The following is a 19,957-nucleotide window of genomic DNA, read 5'->3' as shown; positions in this document are numbered from 1 at the left end:
CGAGTACGGGCCGATGGCGGCCGGAGCTTGGTCGGTGTGGATGATTTCGCGAGACAGGGCACCTCGCGACGAAAACCGAGGCATCGACCAGCGTTGCCGGAGCGCTTCCGCGGCCCCCGCCTCACTCCCCTCGCCCGGCCCCATCGTGCGGCAGGGTGAAATAGAACACCGCGCCCTCGCCTTCGCGGCCTTCGGCGCGGATCGTGCCGCCGTGGCGCTCGACGATGCGCTTGACCGAGGCCAGGCCGATGCCGTGGCCGGCGAAATCCTCGACGCTGTGCAGGCGCTGGAACGGCCGGAACAGCTTGTCGACGTAGGCCTGCGGAAAACCGGTGCCGTTGTCGCGCAGGTAGAACTCGCGCACGCCGCTCGCGGTCTCCTGGGTGCCGAACTCGATCTGCGCCGGGTCGCGGTCGCGGGTGAATTTCCAGGCGTTGCCGAGCAGGTTGCCGAGCAGATTGCGCAGCAAGGACGCATCGCCGATCACCTGCATGCCGGGTTCGATCGACACCTCGACCTTGCGCTGCGCGTCGCCCATGCGCAGTTCTTCGATCAACTCGTTGGCGATACGGCTCAGATCGACCGATTCGTGCTTGAGTTCGCTGCGCGCCAGGCGCGACATCTTCAGCAGCGCGTCGATCAGGTCGCCCATGCGCGCGGCGGCCTTGCGCACCCGCGCCAGGTAATCGTTGCCTGCAGCGTCGAAACGGTCGGCGTATTTCTCGCCGAGGATGCGGCTGAAACCGTCGATCGCGCGCAAGGGCGCGCGCAGGTCGTGCGAGACGCTGTAGGCGAAAGCTTCCAACTCCTGGTTAGCCTGGCTGAGCTCGCGCGTGCGCAAGGCCACGCGCGCCTCCAGGGTGCGGTTGAGCGCATGCACACGCGCTTCCGCGCGCATGCGCTCGGTGACGTCCTCGACCTGGACCAGGCCGCTGATGTCCTGGCCGACGTTGCCCGGCACCGGCGAATACGTCAGCTGCACTTGGCGCGCGACACCGTGCTGGCGCCGCAGGCGGCGCGTGGCCCGGTGCACGCCGTCTTCTTCGGTGTGGCTGGCGCCGCTCGGCGTGTCGGCGTCCTCGTCTTCGAGCAGGCTGTCGAAACGCTGGCCCAGCAACTGCGCCGGCCCCAGGCCGACGATGGTGGCCAGAGCCGGGTTGGAATCGACGATGCGCCCCTCGCTGTCGAGCAAGGCCTTGCCGATCGCCGAGTACTGCATCGCGCTGCGGAAGCGGGTTTCGCTGCGGCGGAAGTCTTCGGTCATGCGCAGCGCGATGTGGCGCGCGCGCGACTCGGTGCGCGCCAGCATCAAGGCGATGCTGTACAGCAGCAGCGCCGAGAACAGGCCCAGGGCGAACATGTTGCGCAGGCCTTCCAGGCGCGGCACCGCCTCCTCCACCGGCGGCGATTCGTATTCGATGCGCCAGGTGCGGCCATAGATGTCGAATGCGGCGCGGTGCACGAAAGCCGCGGTGGTTTCGGTCTTCAGATTCGGGCTGGCGTACAACAGTTCGTCGCGCCCGCCGGTTTCATCGAAAATGCGGAAGCGCATGTCGGCGTGGGTGTCGCCCAGCGCCACTTCGACGAAACGCTCCATGCGGAAGGGCACGTACACCCAGCCCTGCATTTCCGCGCGCCGCAGCTCCAGGGTCTGCGGGCGCCCGCCGCCGAGGTAAACCGGCAAGGCCAGCAGCATGCCGGTGTTCTGCTTGTCGCCGTCCTGGATCAACTGGATCTTGCCCGACAGCCAGGCCTGGCCCGAGTCCAGCGCCGCTTCCAGGGCGGTGTGACGCACCTGCTCGGCGTACATGTCGTAACCGATCGCGGCGACGTTCGCCGGCGTCTTCGGCTCCAGGTACAGAATCGGCCCGTACACGTCGCGCCGGCCCTGCGGCCGTATCGACAGCAAGCCGTAGCCGGCGTCGCGCCATTCGTTCTGCAACTGCACCAGCAGCCGCTGCGGCACGTAGCCGCTGAAGCCCAGGCCCAGCGTCGCCGGAAACCGGCGCTGCATGTTCATGCCTTCGACATAGGCCTTCCACTGCGCCGCCGTCGGCCGTTGCACCGAGGCGAACAGCGACACGCCACCACGCGCGACCAGTTCGTAATTGACCAGGCGTTGCTGGATCAGCTCAGTGACCTGCACGGTCTGGCTGATGAATTCCGCCTGCGCCGAGCGCAGTTCGCGGTCGCGCGCTATCCGCCACGCGGTGAACACCAGGATCAGCGCGCCGATCAGCACCGCGAGCGCGAGCAAATAACCGCGTCGCGGCATCAGGCCGGAAAGTTCGGAGTCGACCCCGTCGTTCGGGGGGCTGGCGTGGGCGGCCGGATCGGTCGTCGTCATCGCCGCAAGCATACCCGCCGGATTGTAGTGGCGGCATCACGGCCCCGGCCGCCGATCAACGGTCGCCGGGCGGCTTGCCCTCCTCGTGCCAAACCCCTTCCAGCAACAGGCAATTGATGCACTCCAGGTGCTCGGCCGCGACCTGGCGACACAGTTGCGGCCAGTGCCGCTGCTGCCGGATCGAGATGCCGGCCTCGTGCTGGCGGATCAGGAAACCCTCGATCTCGTCGGCCAGTTGCAGCAGCGCGCGCCCGTTGCGGTCGGCGCGCCAGGCCAGGCGCTCGTGCGGCGACAAGCGCCGCCGCCGTCGCCACCACCACCCGGCCAGCCCCGCCGCGGCGAGCAACAGACACAGCCCGAAGACCAGCGCCGCCGGCTGCAGCAACAGCGCGCCCAGGCCCTGCCCCGCCCCCAGCTCCACCCCCACCCCTGGCCCAAACCGGGCCATCAGCCGTCCCCCTTCGGCAAGGCCATCAGCTCGACCGCTTCGATCCGGAACTCGCAGGCCTGCGCCATCAGCAAGGCCCGCGCCCGGGTCGAGACATAGCCGCGCACCCGCATGCGCCGCAGCATGGCCGCCGACACCCCGGCCGCCGATGCCGCCTCGCGGGCGGTGGCGAAACAGGCGATATAGCGTTCGATGGGATTGGGCGACCCGCCCCGCTCGAGCCTGCGCGCGCCCCTGGAACGGGGCGCCGCCGCCGCGTTCGCAGCGTTGCCGGCACTCCGCCGGGCCTTCTTTTTAGCTCTGCCTTCCATAGCGTGACCTCTGAGTGGCATCCATGCCCAACCAACTTACCACCGCAAATTGCTCTTTTCAACGACCAAAAAGAGTGATCAATTTCGGGAAGCGTACGCAACAATGAGTTGCGCTATCCTCGCCCGGCCGACAGCCAGGGTGGGCGGCGCCACGTTTCAGCCCTGCAGGATGCTCCGGCGAGACCTCATGACCAACGCGCCTCACCAAGAATTCGCCAATCGGCTGCACCAGGCCCTCGATTTTTCCGGATTCGCCAAAGGCCGGGCCCGCACAGGCGCGCTATCCGCTTACTACGACGTCAGCCGCGAAACCGCCCGCAAGTGGCTGGTCGGCCTGGCCCTGCCCGAACTCGAGCGCATGCTGCAGATCGCCGTGCAGCAGCACGTCAGCTTCGAATGGCTGGCGACCGGGCGCGGCACCATCGAAGGCAAATCGCTGTCGGTGCGCGAAAACGCCGCCAAATACAGCGATCCCGACGAACTGCGCCTGATGGGCCTGATGCGCAAGTTGTCGCGCAAGAAACGCCGCGCCCTGATCGAGCTGCTCGACGGCAACTGAGCCGGACCAGGCTGCGCACGCGGCCGTTCGCCCCTCCACTCGATCGCATCGCGATGGCCGACGACTGCCTGTCGTCCGGCGGACACGCGCCCGCATTCGAGGCGCGCGCCTGAATCGCCGGTGCGTCATCGCACGGTAACGCTTGAGAACCCGGCGCCAGCCCCTATACTGAACACGTCAGCGATGGTTGCTGTCCCCGGGGGTGCACTGGCTTCGACGGGGGTCGCGAAATCACTTGGCGCATGCCGAGGGGGTAGCTTTCCTCGTAAATCCAGCTGCAAACTTTTAGTTGCCAACGACGACAACTACGCTCTCGCCGCTTAAGGCGTAAGCCCCGAAATTGCTTGTGTCCGTGCTCGCAATGTAGGGTCATTATCACGGAATCGCCGGGAGTGGTTGCCTGTCAGCACCCGGTCAACTCAAAACAGGCTGGCTCCTGGATGCGCTTTGCGCGCCGTGCTGTTCGGGGGCGAGATCTAACGGAGCGCTAAGCATGTAGTGCCGGGGATGGAGTGCCTTCGGACGGCGGTTCGATTCCGCCCACCTCCACCATTCAAACCCCTGATTTTTCAGGGGTTTTTTATTACCTATCCACCGCGCGGCTCGCCCGTACGGACATGCATTGCCGGGGCGTTGCCAGCTCATGTTGAAGGGCGCACATTGCTGGTATGACCCAGCCCGCACCCGCCCCAGACCTTCAAAACCTGGTCCCCGCTGCCCTGGAAAGCGTCACGGCCATTGACGGCTGCTATCCGGTATTGGCGAAGATGGAGCTTCCTAACGACGAAAGGACGAACGTCGCGATCGCCCTGCTATATGCCTCGGTAGAGCAGGCGCGGTCCGCGTGCTTTCTGGTCGCGCATGACGTACACCAGAGCGTATTCGGCGCATTGATCCTGCTTCGATCCCAGGTCGACCAGCTCATGCGCGCCGCATTCTTCGCCGGGCCTGCTACGGCGGAAGAATTGGCGTTCTACCTCGGCGAAGACGAGCTGCCACGCCGGGATGGGAACAAGCTCGGGCCGCGCTCCCTGGCCCGGATTAACGAAGCGCATTTCGGATGGACGCCTGCCGGTCGCATTCCGATCACCGTGGACAATTCCTGGGCGACGCTTAGCGGCATGACACACGGCGGACGCTCGCTACTGAACTACTATATTGGCGAAGATGGCATCGGCGCCTATCCGCCAAACGATGAATTCGTCGAGGTCCTGACGAACGCCGTCGTGCTATCGCACCTCGTCATCGCGATCGCGCTTTCGATGGCGGAAAACCAGGAAGCCGATGACTTACAAGCAGTGCTTCGGCCCTGGTATGACGCCGGGCACGCATACTTCACGAAGTGGGCGCCGAAGGTAGTCACAAGAACAACAAGTTGACTTTGCCGGACGCGCGCACCGCAATTTATGCTGTGTCGGCGCCCCCGCAGCAGGCCCCACCTCTCGGGAGGACCCGCCTTAAGGCCTAGCGGTGCTGACAGATAAATTGCTGTATTCAACAGGCCGCAACCTAGCTAGGAAGCGACCGGCAGATACCAAGCTCGCAGGGGAGAAGATATGAGTAGCGACGACACGACCAAGGCCGCCGAGGCCGCAATTGCCGTCATGAATGCACTTCAGCCGTTGAGTCCCGACGAGAGGTCGCGGGTACTTCAATCAGCGGCCGCTTTGTTCGGAGTATCGGCAATCCTAGCCGTACCATCTGCAAGTCAACGCCAGGGAGAAGGGGCGCCGGCAGCCCAACAAGCCCCCCTTGGCGCGCCTCAAGCGATCAGTGGCGGCAAGCGAGTATCACTTGTGGAACTGCTAAAAGAGAAGGCGCCAGCAACAAACGATCAGCGCATAGCTTGCTTTGCATACTATCGTGAAAAGATCGAGGGAAAGCTGAACTTTTCGAGCATCGAACTCGCCGCGTATTTTCAACAAGCCAAGCTCCCTGCTCCAGGCCCAAACTACGCCAGGGATTACAAGAAGGCGGTTAAAAACGCATGGATTCATGATGAAGGCGCAAGTTCTTACCTAACGCAAGACGGTGAGGCCGCAGTACAGGCCGGCTTTGATGGAAAGCAAAATCCCCGCAAGTCGCCGACGAAGCGAAAGAGCAATAAGTCCAGATGATCGACCCGAAGACTTTACTCGCTAGCATTCCGGAAGCACTTCGGGGCCCACTCATCGATGAGTACAGGAACATTTGCAAGGCATTCAACGAAGGTCGATGGAAGCTTGCTGCACTGGACGCGGGCAGATTCTGCGAGGTCGCGTACACGATCATTCATGGGGCCATTGTCGGAAATTTTGCAGCCTCACCAAGTAAGCCGAATAATTTTGTTGCTGCATGTCGCGCTTTGGAAAGCTTATCACCGATTGCAGTCGGCGATCGCTCGTTGCGTGTGCTCATACCCCGCTTGCTGCCTGCGCTATACGAAATACGCAACAACAGGAATGTCGGCCATGTTGGCGGGGATGTTGTGCCGAATAAGATGGACGCGACGCTAGTTCGTGAAGGTGCTAGCTGGGTGGTCGCTGAACTTATCCGCATCACACACGGCGTAACCACGTCCGAAGCACAGGACGCCGTCGACGCACTGATAGAGCGATCACACCCTTTGGTTTGGGAGATTGACGGCACAAAGCGTGTACTAGCACCTGACATGAAGATGGCCGACAAGGTTCTTATGCTGCTCTATACAACACCGGGCTGGGTTACGCGAACAAACCTCAAGAAGTGGACACGTGACAATATCAACTTGAGCCGCGTACTGAACGGCCTGTTCGATAAACAATACATCGAGCTTGACTCATCGAGAGCGACGATAACGCCGCTTGGTGTTGCTCATATTGAAGGGACGCTCCTTAAGCCCAAATAGGCATACTGGGTACGTGGACACTGCTTTTCCATATGACAGATGCGATTCAAACCAAGCAAGCGGATCATCCCACGTATCGCAAATGAAGCTGGAAACCTAGGGATTTTCGGCTTTTTGTATTACGCCAGGCGAACATCACAGCCCTTAGTACGAGCATTGCCGCGTCACCCAATGCCGCGAAGCCAGTGAGCGCCCACGCAATCCTCACTTCTCGCTCCTAATTACTAGTTATGAGCTCCCAGCTTCCTCCCGCACCCCGCCAACCGCCCCTCGGCATAAGCGATGGCGCGCCGGGCCTGGTCGTAGGCGGTGTCGGCGGCGCGCGGCAGCATGTGCTCGCGGCGGATCGGGTCGGCGCCGTGGCCGTAGGCGTATTCGGCGCGCTCCAGTTCGGTCAGGTGTTTGCGCGCAGGGGCCAACCAGCTTTCCACGGTTTGCCGCTCGCAGCCCGTGGGCAGCTTGAGCAACAGGTCGATGGCTTCGCGGATGCGCCGGCTGGCTTCGCCTTCGAGGCCGGGCACCGCTTCGTACGCGACAGCCGCGGCCTTGTAGGCATTACCGGTCGCCTCGCTGCCGAGGTCGGAAGGCCGCTCGTGCAATTCCGGCCGGAACCTCGTCGCCGGCGGCGGGCGCGCTTTCGCCGATTGGATGTCCTTGCCGTACAGAGCTTCGGCGATGCGCTTGGAAAGCGTTTGTCCCTTGCCGGCGGTTTTGGCGTCGTCGAACCAGTCGTGCAGCGGCGGGGGCTGATCCCCCAGCGGATTACGGCGCTCCAGCAGCTTCTTGGCGTAGTACTGACTGCGTTCGCTCGGGTCTCCAGGTGCGCGCGGTTTCGGGGCCAGCGCCGGGTCGGCCGGCGCATTGCGAGGGCGCATGCTGAAACGGTCCGGCAGCAGCCAGCGGTTCGGCGGTGCAGGCTCGACGGCCGGGTTCGGCTGAGCCGGTGGCGGTTCGACGACCGCCGGCTTCTGCGGAGACAGCACTGCATTTTCGGGCCGAGGCATCGATTCGCGCTGCGCATTCGGCTTCTTGCCGACCGGCGATGCGGTACCGGGACGTTGCGCTAACGGCTGCGATACGTCAGGCGCCGGTTCGATACGCACGATGCGATCGATCAACACCACGTCCATCGCCGACGCCGTCGACGGCAATACGACCGGGCGGAACAGCAGCGCGCCGATCGACAAGGTCGTCGCCACCGCGATCGACGATGCGGCGATGCGGACGCTGCGTTCCTGGGAGAAATCGGTCGTGCTCATCCAACCTCGATCTGATGTCGTCGCGGCGGCCGTTACGGCCGGACGACGCGCAGCCGAAACGATTGCCCGAGCTGCACGGCAGCCGGCAAGCGAATTCATGGGGGAACGGACACCTCGGCGAAGAGCGGTGGCGTCTCCTCGCTTTCGGTCTCGACACGGTCGCCGTGCGACGCAGCCGCCGCATCCGTTGTTCGGGCGCGAGGGTTTGCGGCGCGATCGACCCGGATACTTCGCAGCGTTTATGAGCGCTGCATCACGAAGCTCGACCGCGAGCCGAACGATACAGAGAACACCGCCCCGGAGAGAATAAAAAAAGCGTTCGCTCGAACGCCGGAAGCGAATCCGTGCATCGGGCGTTCACGCTTCTCGAACGACCCGGCGCAAGCGACGGCCCGGACGCCGGCAACGCCGTCGCCCAGCAGCTTGTTGCCGCCCCTTCGCGGGCGTATGCGTGAGTGACGACTGGCACAGGTGTCGCCCTGCCCGCTTGGCGCGGACGGGCTTACGAGTCGCCGATGTCGATCGCTAGCGGGATCACGCGAAGGTATCGCGGGCCGGCACTTGCTGCGGCGACCACTCCCGGTCGTGTCGTGTGGAAAGCTCAGGGCGAGGCGCTTCGAGCAGCCCCGCTCGCAGGCACTAGCCAATCGGCATCGATGCCGCGCATACCGGTGCGGGCGACCATGGCCTCGCGCTCGGCCGCGTCGCAATCGTTGTGGAAAGCACCCGGCTCCAAGATCCGGTGCACTTGCATCTCGACGATGACGTCGCCCAGTTGCCTGGCGCGCTGGTGCAACTTGCCCGCCATCGCGACCGCCGTGGTCCGGTCGCCGCGCTGGCGCGCATCGGCAACGGCCAGCAGATCCAATCGAGCGCTCAGGAACCAGGCATCGTCGGGAATCAGCTTGCGCACGTTGGCGGCGTGGATCCGGCTGCGCACCCAATCGCCTCGCGCCGCCGCGTTCTCCGCCAGCCCGGTAATGGCCTGGGCCACGAACAAGCTGTAACCGCTGCGCTGCAGTGGCGGCAGCAACTGCGAGTAGATGCGTTCTGATTTCTCCGTCTGGCCCAACACAGTCGCCAACCGGGCGACCTCCAAGCCTTGGTTCCAACTGTCCGGCGCGGCAGTCGGCATGGATGCTTCGGCCTGCTCCAGCAAACCGGTGGCCTGGACGGAATCGCCTCCCACCAACGCCACTTGGCTCCGGCCCAGCAAAACCAGGCTGCGCAGGGTTTGCCGGTCGCCTTGCGAGCAACGGTCGAGTTCCTTGCGCACTTCGGCCAACCTGCCCAGGGCGAGCAAATAATCCGTGCGTGCGCACCCCAACTGCGCATGCGCCTCCGACCCCTCCTGCCCCGCAGACAAGGCCGGCAACAGACGCTCGGTCTCGCGCGAGATTTCCAAAGCCTGCGCCGCATGTCCACGCATCAGGGCCAGTCCCCCGGCGAGTTGGTTCGACAGCAGGCGCAGCCTGCCCTGCAGTTGCAGCTCGCGCAGACGTGCGCTGCGAACGGCGGCGCTGTCGAGCCTGAGCGTCAACAGGTCGTCGTACAGCAAGCGCACGTCCAGCAGCGCCATCGAGACCCAGTCTCCGGACGCGTTGGCGATGGCGGCCGCCTGCATCAACCGCGCGCGATAGCTGTCGGCATCGCCCGCCTTCAGGTACTGATCCGCGCTGGCGACCAGGACGTCGATCTCCAGGCGGTGATAGCCGCCTGCGTTGGCGCGCGCCAGCAATACGTCCAGCGCCGGATCCGCATCGCCCGTCAACGGCCCGGCGATACGCGCCAATACCCGCGCGCGCAGTGCGCCGGTCGAATTTCCGCCCTGCTCGTAGAGCTGGGCCGACTGTTCGTAGGCAGCCGGAACCGGGCGCTCGGGGAACTGATTGCTGTCGGCACGGGCCTTCGACAACAGGGCATCGGCTGTTTCCAATGTCCATCCCGGACCGGCCTGGCGGGCCAAGCGCTCGGCGGCGCTCGCCTGCGTACGCATCCGGGCGGGATCGCCGAGTTTGCCGTAGGCCTCGGCGCGCAACAGATGCTGGGCGACTCTCACCGCGATCGCATGCCGATCGCCGGCGCCGTCGGCCAGTCGTGCCAAGGCCTCCTGCGGCTTGCCGGCCTCGATCGACAGGCGGGCATATTCGAATCGATAAGCGACCTTGTCGGGATGGCGGTCGGCCAGGGAGGCGAACGCCTTCAGTGCATCCTGGCTGCGGCGCGGATCGAGCCCGAGGGCTTGCGCATGCAGCAACGCAACCGCCTCGGTCGGCGCGTTCGCGAGTAACTTTGCCGCGATCTCCATTTGCCCGGCGGCCGCGGCGCCTTGCGAGAGCCGCGCCTGCGCTTGCGCGAGTTGCAGCCGCATCAGGCCGAAGCGCGGTGCCGCCTCGGCCACTTCGCTACCGATCGAGACCACCGACATCCAATCGCGGCGATCGAGCGCCAACGCGGCCTGCTCGTAACGCTGGGCGGCTTTCGCGCTCAGCTCCAACGCCGGCCACGGCGCTTCGCGAGCGGGTAGCAAACGGGCCAGGACCTGGCGGGACGCAGCATCGACTAGGGCCGGCATATCGGAAGGATCGCCCTTGAATTCGAGACGTTCTTCCTTCTTGCCTTGCTCGTGGAAACGCACGTACAGCGTCATTCGCTTCGGATCGCCGGGCGATTGCACCGACGATAAAAATACGACCTTGGCGGCCTCCGCCCCCTGCCCGGCGGCCAGATCGCTTTCGCTAAGCAGATCGACCTCGGGCAGGCTGCCCAGCTTCCAGCTCAACCACTCCTCGAGCAGCTTGGCCGGCCATCGCGAGGCGGCCTGTTGGTCCTCGATCGTCACCAGCGCCACCGCCAGTTTCGGCTCGCTCGGCCCGAACCCGCTCCAACGCTGGGCGAACAAGAGCATCGCCGCTGCGACCACGACCAGGCCGGGCACCGCCAACGCCCACACCCGCTTGCCGCCTCGCAGGCCCCGCACCGCCGCCGGAACCGCAGCCGGTATCGGCTGCGGCCCCGAGTCGACGGCGGTCGACAGCGACACGGCATCGAGCACCTGCCCTGCTGCCGAACCCTTCGCGGCGGAAGGCTCGGTGAGCACCGCCTGCCGCGACTCGGCAAATGCGGCGGCCTCGGCGAACGCTCTCGAATCCCCACGCGCGCTGGGTGCGCCATCCGCCTGCGGAGCCGGCGGCAGTTGCTTGAACCACTGCAGCGGCCCCGGCGGCTCGAACACGTAGCCGCTCTTGGCCACAGTGCGGATCCAGTTCTTGCGCTCCTCGCCCAGGGCCTTGCGCAACAACCAGACGTTCTGCGACAGATTGGTGTCTTCGACGATCGTGCCGGCCCACAAGCGGTCGAACAACTCGGTGCGGGTATGCAGCCGGTTGGGTTCGCTCAGCAGCAACAGCCACAGATCGAAAACCCGCTGCGGCAATTCCACGCTTTGCCCGGAATGCATCAGGCGGCGAAAGCGCAGATCGATGGTCAGGTCGGCCAGTTGCAGATACCAGGCATCCGCGGGCCACGGCGTGCTCATCGTGTTCTCACCTTGGGGTCGCGGTCATGCGGCACTAGGTTGCCAGGATCCATCGTCGGGAAGTTTGGATGCAGGCACAGACTCGCTACCGCGAAGTCCCTCGGCCGGTAGGTCCCGAGAGGTTCAGCCAATCGACGTTGCTGCCGCGCATGCCGGTGCGGGCGACCAAGGCCTCGCGCTCGGCCGCGCTGCAATCGTCATCGAGAACGCCCGGTTCGAACATGCTGTGCACTTGCATCTCCAGGACCGCATCGCCGAGCCGATGCACGCGCGCGTGCAACGCGCTCGCCTTGGCGATGGCCGTGCGCCGGTCGCCGTGCTCTAGCGCATCGGCAATGGCGAGCAGTTCCAAGCGTTTGATCAGGAACCACACATCCGCGGGAATCGTCTGGCGAACCTCGGCCGCAAGGGCGCGGCTGCGCGCCCAGTCGCCCATGGCCGCGGCACTTTCGGCCTGCCCCGTCATGGTTTGGGCGACATAAGCGGTGTAACCGGTCGGCTGCAGCTGCGGCAGCAATTGCGCATGGATACGCTCGGATTTCTCCGGCTGCCCGAGCAGGGTCGCTTGCCTGGCCAGTTCCAGTTGTTGAATCCAGCGCTCGGGCGGTTTGTTCGGCAAGGATTGTTCGGCCTGGCTCAGCGAGGTCGCGGCCTGAATGCGGTCGCCCAGCAACAGTTCGATATAGGTCTTGCTGAGCAAGCCCCGCGAGCGCGAGACCACCGCATCGCTCTGCGAACAGCGATCTTGATTGCGACGCGCCTCAGGCACCCGCCCCAGCGCCACCAAGGGCACCACGCGCGTGCATGCCAATTGCGCATGGGCTTCCGACTCGGCATGGCCGGCAGGTACGGCCGGCAACAAACGCTCGGCTTGATTGATGACCTCAAGACCTTCGACATAGTGCCCGCGCAGAAGCAGCAAGCTCGCAGCGAACTGTTCCGAAGCAGTCCCCAGGTTGCCCTGGACCTTCATGGAGCGCAGGCGTTCGATGCGAACCGCCGCGCTGTCGAATCGCAATGTCAGCATGTCGTTTCGCAGCAATCTGAAATCCAGCTGAGCCATCGACAGCAGATCGCCGGAAGCGTCCGCGACCGCTGCCGCCTGCAACAGCCGCGCGCGATACGTGTCGGCATCGCCGGCCTTCATGTACTGGTCGGCGCTGGCGACCAGCACGTCCACTTCGAGACGGTGGTAGCCACCGGCGTTGGCGCGCGCCAGCAACGCACCCAAGGCCGCGTCCGCTTCCCCGGTCAGGGGGCCGGCCATGCGCGCCAATACCCTGGCGTGCAGCGCGCCGGTCGAATTGCCGCCTTGCTCGTACAGCGTCGCCGCCTGTTCGTAGGCGGCAGGCACCGGACGCTCGGGAAACTGCAGGCTGTCGGCGCGAGCCGCCAACAGCAAGGCGTCGGCGCGTTCCAAGGTCCAGCCGGCACCGGCGTCGCGCGCAAGGCGCTCGGCGGCGGCCGCCTGCGTACGCATCCGCGCCGGATCGCCGAGTACCTGGTATGCGTCCGCCCGCAACAGATGCTTGGCGATGCGTAAGCCGATGACGTCGCGGCCGCCGGCATCGGCCAGCTGCGCCAAGGCCCCTCGCGGCTCGCCGGCGTTGACCAGCAAGCGCGCGTATTGCAATCGATAGGCGGCCTTGTCGGGATGCCGGTCGGCCAGGGCCGAGAACGCCTTGAGTGCGTCCTGGCCGCGGCGCGGATCGAGCGCCAGTCGCTGCGCTTCCAGCAAGTCGGCCGCCTCGGGCGGCGCGGTCGCCAGCAACTTCACCGCGACCTCCATCTGCGCCGTCGCCGCGGCGCCTTGTGACAGCCGTGCGTGCGCCTGCGCCAACTGCAGCCGCATCAAGCCGAAGCGCGGCGCCGATTCGACGATCTCGCTGCCTATCGAAACCGCCGACATCCAGTCGCGGCGATCGAGCGCCAACGCAGCCTGCTCATAGCGCTGGGCCGCGGCCGCGCTGAGTTCCAGTGCGGGCCATGGCGCCTCACGAGCCGGAAGCAAGCGGGCCACGAGCTGGCGCGACACCGAATCGACCAGGGCCGGCATCTCGGAAGGATCGCCCTTCACTTCCAGACGCTGTTCCTTGCCGTCCTCCTGGAAACGCACGTACAACGCGATTTTCTCGGGGTCGTTGGGCACGCGCACCGACGACAGGAACACCACTTGCACCGTCCCCGAACCTTGATCGGCGACCAGATCGCTTTCGCTGAGCAGATTCACCTCGGGCAGGCTGCCCAGCTTCCAGCTCAGCCACTCTTCGAGCAGCTTGGCCGGCCATCGCGACGTGACCTGCAGATCCTCGATCGTCACGAGCGCCACGGCGAGCTTCGGCTCGCTCCTACCAAACCCGTTCCAGCGCTGGGCGAACAAGACCATCGCCCCGGCAAGCACGATCAAGCCGAGCACGGCGAACGCCCACACTCGCCTGCCGCCGCGCAGGCCCCGTGCGGGAAGCGGCGCCGGCAGAGGCAACGGCCTGGGTTCGACGGCCATCGACAGCGGCACCGGATCGAACACCGCCATCGGACCGGCCGAGGCAGAAGGCTCTTCAAGAACTGCCTGCTGCGACTCGGCGAACGCCACGTACTCGGCCGCCTCGGCGAAGGCTTGCGAATCCGCGGAAGCGATGGCCTCGCCAGCCGCCTGCGGAGCCGGCGGCAACTGCTTGAACCACTGCAACGGCTCCGGCGGCTCGAACACGTAGCCGCTCTTGGCCACCGTGCGGATCCAACCCTTGCGTTCCTCGCCCAGGGCTTTGCGCAGCAGCCAGACGTTCTGCGACAGGTTGGTGTCTTCGACGATGGTGCCGGCCCATAGCCGGTCGAACAGTTCGGTGCGCGTATGCAGCCGGTTGGGCTCGCTCAGCAACAGCAACCATAGGTCGAAGACCCGCTGCGGCAACTCCACGCTTTGGCCTGAATGAATCAGCCGGCGAAAACGCAGATCGGTGGTCAGGTCGGCCAGTTGCAGATACCAGGCATCCGCGGGCCACGGCGTCGTCATCGTGTTCTCACCTTGGGGTCGCCGTCGTGCGGCGCAAGATCATCAGGAACGTTGGATGCGGGTACCGACGCAGGTCGAGCATTCGTCGCCGGCGGCCGTCCGAGGGTCGCCCACGATCTGAACACGCTGAATAATCATGCGTCCGGTACTGGCGTTCGGCAAGCCCGCTCATGCCCCTCTTGGCGCTTGACGCCGAGGATCGCGCAATGCGGTTTCGCGCGGGTCGCGGACAGGCCGCGGCATGTCCGGGCGATGGAGCGATGGCAGCAGTACGGGCTCAGGACGCCAGGGTGACGATCTCGCGCGGCTCTCGCTGCATGATGCATTCCAGTACGGGATTGGTGTCGTACAGGCGCTCCCGGCAAATCCAGGTCGCCCCGCTCACGCTGATGCGAACGCTCGCAAGGGCCTTCTTGCGTATCGCACGCAGGTATCTCTCGCCGACCAGGGTCGCCCGCGGGCAGGCAAATTGCCTGGGCTGCACCGATGCCGCTCGCACCGAAAGACCGTTCGAGGTCGAGCCGCAATCGACGAACTTGCTGTCGTCGGCGCGCGTGGCATGGCCCTCGCTCACGCCCAGAGCGATGACCGCCAGGGCCAGGCAGAAACGGCTGAAAACGGTGGCGTTCTTCATGAATGGCTTTCCGGTTGGAATGTAGATCGATTCGAGTGCCCGTCCCCACAGCGGACCGTCCAACCGATTGCATGGAAACCGTGCGCAGCGGTCGAGAGCCGGGCCAAGCAGGGTCGCGGCAGGCAGGGAAAAAGCGCGTCGAACCGTCCGAAACACGGAGGGAGGGCCCGGCCCGACGCAAAAAGCAGCCGATGCGGCCGCAAAGCGACCCGCGGGCCGGAGGGGGAGCCGGCCGTGGTACCGCTGTAAACGCCGCAGGGGGTGCGGCGTGTCGAGATGGAAGCCTGGCTTCCTTAAACTTACGGGCGCGACTCAGCCCACTTTCAACACACCCCAGCGCCTGGCCATTTCGCCTTCCAGGTCGCTCTCCACCGCAGCGGGCTTGGGCGACAGTGCTTCGCCGCGCTTGCGGCGCCAGCGGTTGCTCGCGTGGTAACGCTCGACGCGTTCGCGCAGGCCCTTGGCCAGTTCGCTGTCCATGCCGATGGCGCGTTCCACCGCGATCCAGTGTTCGTTTTCGGACCAACGCAGGAAGCGCACGTAGATCGCCCGCCACGAACCGAAGCCCTGCGGCACGCTGGTCCACGGCGCATTGTTGGCGACCACCCACAACACCGCCTCGATGAAAGTGCGGTAGTCACCGGTGTTGTTGAGAATGCGCGCCTGGTACTGGCGCGGAAGATGCGACGCGACGATCCGCCACTGCTCGTCGGTGAACCTGAATTGCGGCGACTCGACCAAGGATAAGGTCATACGAAGAACTCCGATGAATATCGCTTGCACAACGGGGAGGGACAAACGTCTTCGCTGCGGGTGCGTTCGAGGCAGGTCGGACGAGACACGGCGGCGGCCGAAGCCGCCTGAGACAATCCCGGCGCCGATGCAGCCCGGCCGGCTTACCGCAAAAACCGGCCCGCCTTGCGTACTGCATGCAAGACGGGCCGGACTACGCCTTACTCAGTCGCCCAGCACACCGCTCACGCCGATGTACGCGCCGATGCCATCGCTGTTGCTCGAGGCACCGCCTTCCAGGCTCCAGCGCCCGTTGTCGGCGGTATGCCGCAGGCTGACGCCGAACGCCGCTTCGCTCTTGTAGGCACCGAAGCCCGCGTAGTACGTCGTGCGACCGGCCACGTAGGGCGCCGGCTTGATCGCGATCGCCGTGGCGATGCCGGAGTGCATGTCGCGTTCCAGGCGGCGGACGTCGCCGCCGAGCTTCCACACGTCGTTGCGGACCGTGGCGACCTGGCTGTCGGTGTAGCTGTTGGCCGTGGTCACCGCTTGACCCAACTGGCTGACGTTGACCGCATCGGTCGGGGCCTTGCCGGCCGCGACGTTGCGCAGGGTGGTCTCGCCGCTGCCGTTCGGGTTGAAGGTCACGCTGTTGGTGTTGTTGCTGCCGTCGGCGTTCTTGTCGTACTGCAAGCCGCCGGTGGTGAAGCCCTTCAACTGCGAGACGTTGACCGCATCGGTGTCGGCCGTGCCGGCCGCGACATTGCTCACCCGGCGTTCGTTGCCGGCCGAACCGACCGATACGGTGCCCTCCTGGTTCGCCACCGAACCGGCGCCCAGGGCCACGGCATTGTTCGCCGAGGCGATGGCGCCGTTGCCGAGCGCCGTGCTGCCGCTGCCCGAAGCCACCGCACCGGCACCGCCGGCCGAGGCATTGGCGCCGCTGACCGTCGGAGCCGCGGTATTGTCCTGGCTCACCTGGAACAGACCCGCCGAGCCGTTCTTGACGTTGTTGACGTCGCCTTCGACGGTGCTGATGCGGTTGTCGTACTGAGCGACGTTGCCGGCGATCTGGTCGACGCGCGTGTCGGTGTAGGCATTGGCCTGGGTCACCGCATTGGTAACGCCGGCTTGCAGCTGGGCGACATTGACCGCGTCGTCCGCCGCCGAGCCCGCGGCCACGCCGCCGATGGTGCGGCCGCCGACCTGGACCTGGCCGGTCGAGTTGCTGCTGCCGACATAGGCCGCGTTGTAGCCGCTCTGCGCGCCGGCCGTGGTCGACGAACCGGCACCGAGCGCGACCGAGTTGGCATGGCCGGCGACCGAATCGCGACCCACCGCCACGGCGTTCCCGGCCGAGGCGGTGGCGTTGTAGCCCACCGCACTCGAACCCACCGCCTGTGCATGCGCATCCGCCTCGGCCAGGCCGGTGTCGTTGGTGCGCGCATAACGCGTACCGCGGCCGTTCTGACTGATGTAGGTCGCATCGTTCGGGCCGGCGACGTTGTAGAGCTGGGCACCGTTGACCGCATCGGTCGAAGTGGCCGACACCTCGCCCTGGGCCAGGTTGGTGATCTTGCTGCCGCCGGTCGCACCGCCATCGGTGCTCACCGGGCCAGCCAGGGTCGCCTTGCTGTAGTCGACTTCGCCCGGATCGATCTGGCCGTCCGCATCGAGGTCGTTCCAGTCGTACTTCACCGAACGCTGCTCGGCCTGGGTGGCGCTGGTCGCCACCGCCTTGAGCTGGCCGACGTTGGCCGCATCGGTGTCTTCCGAACCCGCGGCGACGCCGGTGACGCGGCGGTTGCCGACGTTGACCTCGCCGGTCGCGGTGCCGCCGACCAAGTAGGCCGCATTGCCGAGCGTGCTGCCGTTGGCGACCGAACCCGCACCGAGCGCGACGCTGCCGGCATGGCTGGCCTGGCTGTTGCGACCGATCGCGACTGCATCGGCAGCCGAGCTGGTGGCGTTGTAACCCACCGCGGTCGAACCCACGCCCTGGGCGTGCGCATCGTCCTCGGCCAGGCCGGTGTCGTTGGTGCGCGCATAACGCGTACCGCGGCCGTTCTGCTGCAGGTAGGCCGGATCGGTCGGGCCCATCTGGTTCTTGATGTTGGTGATGTCGCCTTCGTTGGTGGTGACGCGGTTGTCGAGGTTGTTGATGTCGCCCTCGGCGGTGGTCACCCGGGTATCGAGCGCGGCCACGTCCTGGTTGGTCTGGAACAACTGCGAGCCGTTGACCGCATCGGTGCTCGCCGCGCTCAGATCGGCCGGCGCCACGTTGACGATCTTGTTCGGGCCGGTGCCGAGATGGTTGGCGTTATACGCACCGGTACCGCCGTTCGCGGTCGGGTCCCACAGCAGCGAGTCCTGGCCCAACGAGGTGATCTTGCTGTCCACCGCCTTGAGCTGGCTGATGTTGGCCGCATCGGTATCGACCGCGCCTGCCGCGACGTTGGACAGGCGGCGTTCGTTGCCCGCGCTGCCGATCGACACCTCGCTAAGCGCGGAGGTAGCGGCGACCGTGTACGTTGAGCCATCCGGCACGTAAGCCAGCTCGCCCAGCGTGGCGCCGTCGGCGATCGAATTCCAGCCCAGCGCCACGCTGCCCGCGTTACTGGCCCGGCTATCCAAACCGATCGCCGTCGTGCCCAATGCGCTCGCATTTGCTCTATTGCCAAGGGCCGCTGCCCCGACTCCCGCAGCACTGCTTAGAGCACCCAGCGCAGTGGCGCCGGTGCCACTCGCAACCGCCCCCAGGCCCACCGCCATCGCCGACTCTGCGCTCGCATTGGCGGTATCGCCCACAGCCAACGAGAATCTGCCGCTGGCCGTAGCTTCATCGCCGATGGCAATCGCATAATCGTTCGTCGCCTCCGAGCCCGAGCCGAGCGCCAGGGCACTGAGCGCGCTGGCCGCTGCGTTTTCGCCGATCGCGAGGGTTTCCTCGGCCGATGCCCGGGCGTTGTAGCCGACCGCGGTGGAGTTGGCGCCGGTCGCGAAGGCATCCGACTCGGGCAAGCCGGTGTCGTTGGTGCGCACATAACGCACGCCGTGGCCGTTGGCATCCTGGTAGGCCTGGTCGGTCGGGCCGACCACATTGTTGAGCGCGGCGATGTTGCCCTCGTTCGTGGTCACGCGATTGCCCAGCGCCACGGCGTCCTGGTTGGTCTGGAACAGCTGCGAACCGTTGACTGCCTCGGTGCTGGCCGCGCTCAGATCGGCCGCGGTGACGCCGCTGATCTTGCCGGTACCGCCGTCGTTGACGATGACGTTGCCGAACTTCGGCGAATCGGCCAGTTGCACGTTGATCGCGCCGGTGGTCGGGTCGGTCACCGTTCGGATGTTGCCGCCACTGTAGGTGCCGGCGGCAGTGGCATCGCCGCGGATCGACAAGGTCTGGCCCAGGTCGCGATGCACATCGCCGGCGGTGGCGTCGTTGCCGGTGAAGTTCAGGCCCAGCGAGGTGGAGCCACCGGCCACTGCATCCAGCTGGCTCTTATTGACGCCGTCGGTCCCTGCAACACCCGCAGCGACATTGGTGATGACCTGGTTGCCTGCGTTGATGCCGGCCGAGGTCACGCTCGGACCGCCGGCGATGGTCAGGCCGGTGTTGTTGAGCGTGGTGGCGCCGGCAGTGACGCTGTTGACGGTGATGTCGTCGGCCAGATCGAAGGCGACGTTGTCGTCGGCGCCGGTCTTGCTGACGACGATGTTGCCGTCGCTGTTGCGTAGGTCGACGGTCTCGCCCGGGGCCACGTTGGTGCTATTGGCGCCCTGCGCACTGACGTTGAAGCCCGCGTTCGCGGTCGCGCCGACCGCATCGAGCTGGCTCTTGTTGACCGCATCAGTCGCCGCCGTGCCGGCGGTAACGCCGCTGATGCGGCCGCTGCCGCCGTCGTTGATCACGACGTTGCCGAACTTCGGCGAATCGGCCAACTGCACATTGATCGCGCCGGTGGTCGGGTCGGTCACCGTTCGGATGTTGCCGCCGCTGTAGCTGCCGGCAGCGGTCGCATCGCCGCGGATCGACAGGGTTTGCCCCAGATCGCGATGCACATCGCCGGCGGTCGCGTCGTTGCCGGTGAAGTTCATGCCCAGCGTCGTGGAGCCGCCAGCCACCGCATCGAGCTGGCTCTTGTTGACGCCGTCGGTCGCGGCGACACCTGCCGCAACATTGGTGATCACCTGACCGCCGGCGTTGATGCCGGCCGAGGTCACGCTCGGGCCGCCGGCGATGGTCAGGCCGG

At 65.9% G+C, this 19,957-nt stretch carries 13 protein-coding genes and 1 other RNA gene; 5 read left to right on the top strand and 9 right to left on the bottom strand.

The features are described from left to right. Positions 1–121: 121 nt before the first annotated feature. The 3 genes from EX88_RS24820 to EX88_RS26175 are packed head-to-tail and all read right to left on the bottom strand — an operon-like array spanning position 122 to position 3,106. Positions 122–2,347: a CHASE domain-containing protein gene (locus tag EX88_RS24820; protein WP_051885312.1), complete on the bottom strand. Its 2,226-nt coding sequence runs from the start codon at positions 2,345–2,347 to the stop codon at positions 122–124. 55 nt (positions 2,348–2,402) lie between these two features. After that, positions 2,403–2,768, bottom strand: coding sequence for a hypothetical protein (locus EX88_RS0119110; protein WP_031373592.1), 366 nt, complete (start codon positions 2,766–2,768; stop codon positions 2,403–2,405). A 26-nt stretch (positions 2,769–2,794) separates the two neighbouring features. Further along, positions 2,795–3,106 (bottom strand): hypothetical protein, encoded by a 312-nt coding sequence (locus EX88_RS26175; protein WP_152566366.1) that lies wholly within the window; start codon positions 3,104–3,106, stop codon positions 2,795–2,797. A gap of 187 nt (positions 3,107–3,293) precedes the next feature. On the opposite strand from EX88_RS26175, the gene EX88_RS0119100 reads away from it, so the two are divergent. The 5 genes from EX88_RS0119100 (at position 3,294) to EX88_RS26165 (ending at position 6,531) form a co-directional block, all read left to right on the top strand. Then, positions 3,294–3,665 carry a helix-turn-helix domain-containing protein gene (locus EX88_RS0119100; protein ID WP_031373591.1) on the top strand — a complete coding sequence of 124 codons (372 nt, stop codon included), beginning with the start codon at positions 3,294–3,296 and terminating at the stop codon, positions 3,663–3,665. Between the two features lie 198 nt (positions 3,666–3,863). Next, positions 3,864–4,217: a transfer-messenger RNA gene (gene ssrA / locus EX88_RS25425) on the top strand. Positions 4,218–4,333: 116 nt separating this feature from the next. Then, positions 4,334–5,044: a hypothetical protein gene (locus EX88_RS0119095; RefSeq protein WP_031373590.1), complete on the top strand. Its 711-nt coding sequence runs from the start codon at positions 4,334–4,336 to the stop codon at positions 5,042–5,044. 177 nt (positions 5,045–5,221) lie between these two features. Continuing rightward, a complete protein-coding gene (locus tag EX88_RS26170) occupies positions 5,222–5,782 on the top strand; it encodes a hypothetical protein (RefSeq protein ID WP_152566365.1) in 561 nt (186 codons plus the stop codon). Next, a complete protein-coding gene (locus EX88_RS26165; RefSeq protein ID WP_152566364.1) occupies positions 5,779–6,531 on the top strand; it encodes a hypothetical protein in 753 nt (250 codons plus the stop codon). Before EX88_RS26170 ends, EX88_RS26165 begins: the two co-directional genes overlap by 4 nt. 224 nt (positions 6,532–6,755) lie before the next feature. Here EX88_RS26165 and EX88_RS24815 read toward each other — a convergent pair whose 3' ends face one another. The 6 genes from EX88_RS24815 to EX88_RS24010 form a co-directional block, all read right to left on the bottom strand. Beyond that, entirely contained in the window at positions 6,756–7,790 is a 1,035-nt protein-coding gene (locus tag EX88_RS24815; RefSeq protein WP_051885311.1) for a hypothetical protein, read from the bottom strand. Positions 7,791–8,391: 601 nt separating this feature from the next. Beyond that, complete coding sequence (locus EX88_RS27350) at positions 8,392–11,328, bottom strand: winged helix-turn-helix domain-containing protein (protein ID WP_031373588.1); 2,937 nt, start codon at positions 11,326–11,328, stop codon at positions 8,392–8,394. A gap of 85 nt (positions 11,329–11,413) precedes the next feature. Further along, the gene (locus EX88_RS24805; RefSeq protein WP_031373587.1) at positions 11,414–14,341 is read right to left on the bottom strand and encodes a winged helix-turn-helix domain-containing protein; all 2,928 of its coding nucleotides are present in this window, start codon (positions 14,339–14,341) and stop codon (positions 11,414–11,416) included. 277 nt (positions 14,342–14,618) lie between these two features. Continuing rightward, positions 14,619–14,975: a hypothetical protein gene (locus EX88_RS0119075; RefSeq protein WP_031373586.1), complete on the bottom strand. Its 357-nt coding sequence runs from the start codon at positions 14,973–14,975 to the stop codon at positions 14,619–14,621. 312 nt (positions 14,976–15,287) lie between these two features. Further along, positions 15,288–15,728, bottom strand: a complete 441-nt coding sequence (locus EX88_RS24800; RefSeq protein ID WP_051885310.1) for a transposase — start codon at positions 15,726–15,728, stop codon at positions 15,288–15,290. 204 nt (positions 15,729–15,932) lie between these two features. Continuing rightward, the coding region (locus tag EX88_RS24010; protein WP_036149480.1) for a beta strand repeat-containing protein at positions 15,933–19,957 on the bottom strand (4,025 nt) is incomplete at its 5' end.

Source organism: Lysobacter antibioticus, from assembly GCF_000731095.1.
Taxonomy (GTDB): Bacteria; Pseudomonadota; Gammaproteobacteria; order Xanthomonadales; family Xanthomonadaceae; genus Lysobacter; species Lysobacter antibioticus_B.
The sequence above is the reverse complement of the archived record's forward strand: the minus strand, read 5'-3'. Positions and strand labels throughout refer to the sequence as shown.

Coding starts and splice junctions, on each gene's coding strand:
- EX88_RS24820 (WP_051885312.1), bottom strand. CDS start 2,347: ATGACGACGACCGATCCGGCCGCCCACGCCAGCCCCCCGAACGACGGG.
- EX88_RS26175 (WP_152566366.1), bottom strand. CDS start 3,106: ATGGAAGGCAGAGCTAAAAAGAAGGCCCGGCGGAGTGCCGGCAACGCT.
- EX88_RS0119100 (WP_031373591.1), top strand. CDS start 3,294: ATGACCAACGCGCCTCACCAAGAATTCGCCAATCGGCTGCACCAGGCC.
- EX88_RS0119095 (WP_031373590.1), top strand. CDS start 4,334: ATGACCCAGCCCGCACCCGCCCCAGACCTTCAAAACCTGGTCCCCGCT.
- EX88_RS26170 (WP_152566365.1), top strand. CDS start 5,222: ATGAGTAGCGACGACACGACCAAGGCCGCCGAGGCCGCAATTGCCGTC.
- EX88_RS26165 (WP_152566364.1), top strand. CDS start 5,779: ATGATCGACCCGAAGACTTTACTCGCTAGCATTCCGGAAGCACTTCGG.
- EX88_RS24815 (WP_051885311.1), bottom strand. CDS start 7,790: ATGAGCACGACCGATTTCTCCCAGGAACGCAGCGTCCGCATCGCCGCA.
- EX88_RS27350 (WP_031373588.1), bottom strand. CDS start 11,328: ATGAGCACGCCGTGGCCCGCGGATGCCTGGTATCTGCAACTGGCCGAC.
- EX88_RS24805 (WP_031373587.1), bottom strand. CDS start 14,341: ATGACGACGCCGTGGCCCGCGGATGCCTGGTATCTGCAACTGGCCGAC.
- EX88_RS0119075 (WP_031373586.1), bottom strand. CDS start 14,975: ATGAAGAACGCCACCGTTTTCAGCCGTTTCTGCCTGGCCCTGGCGGTC.
- EX88_RS24800 (WP_051885310.1), bottom strand. CDS start 15,728: ATGACCTTATCCTTGGTCGAGTCGCCGCAATTCAGGTTCACCGACGAG.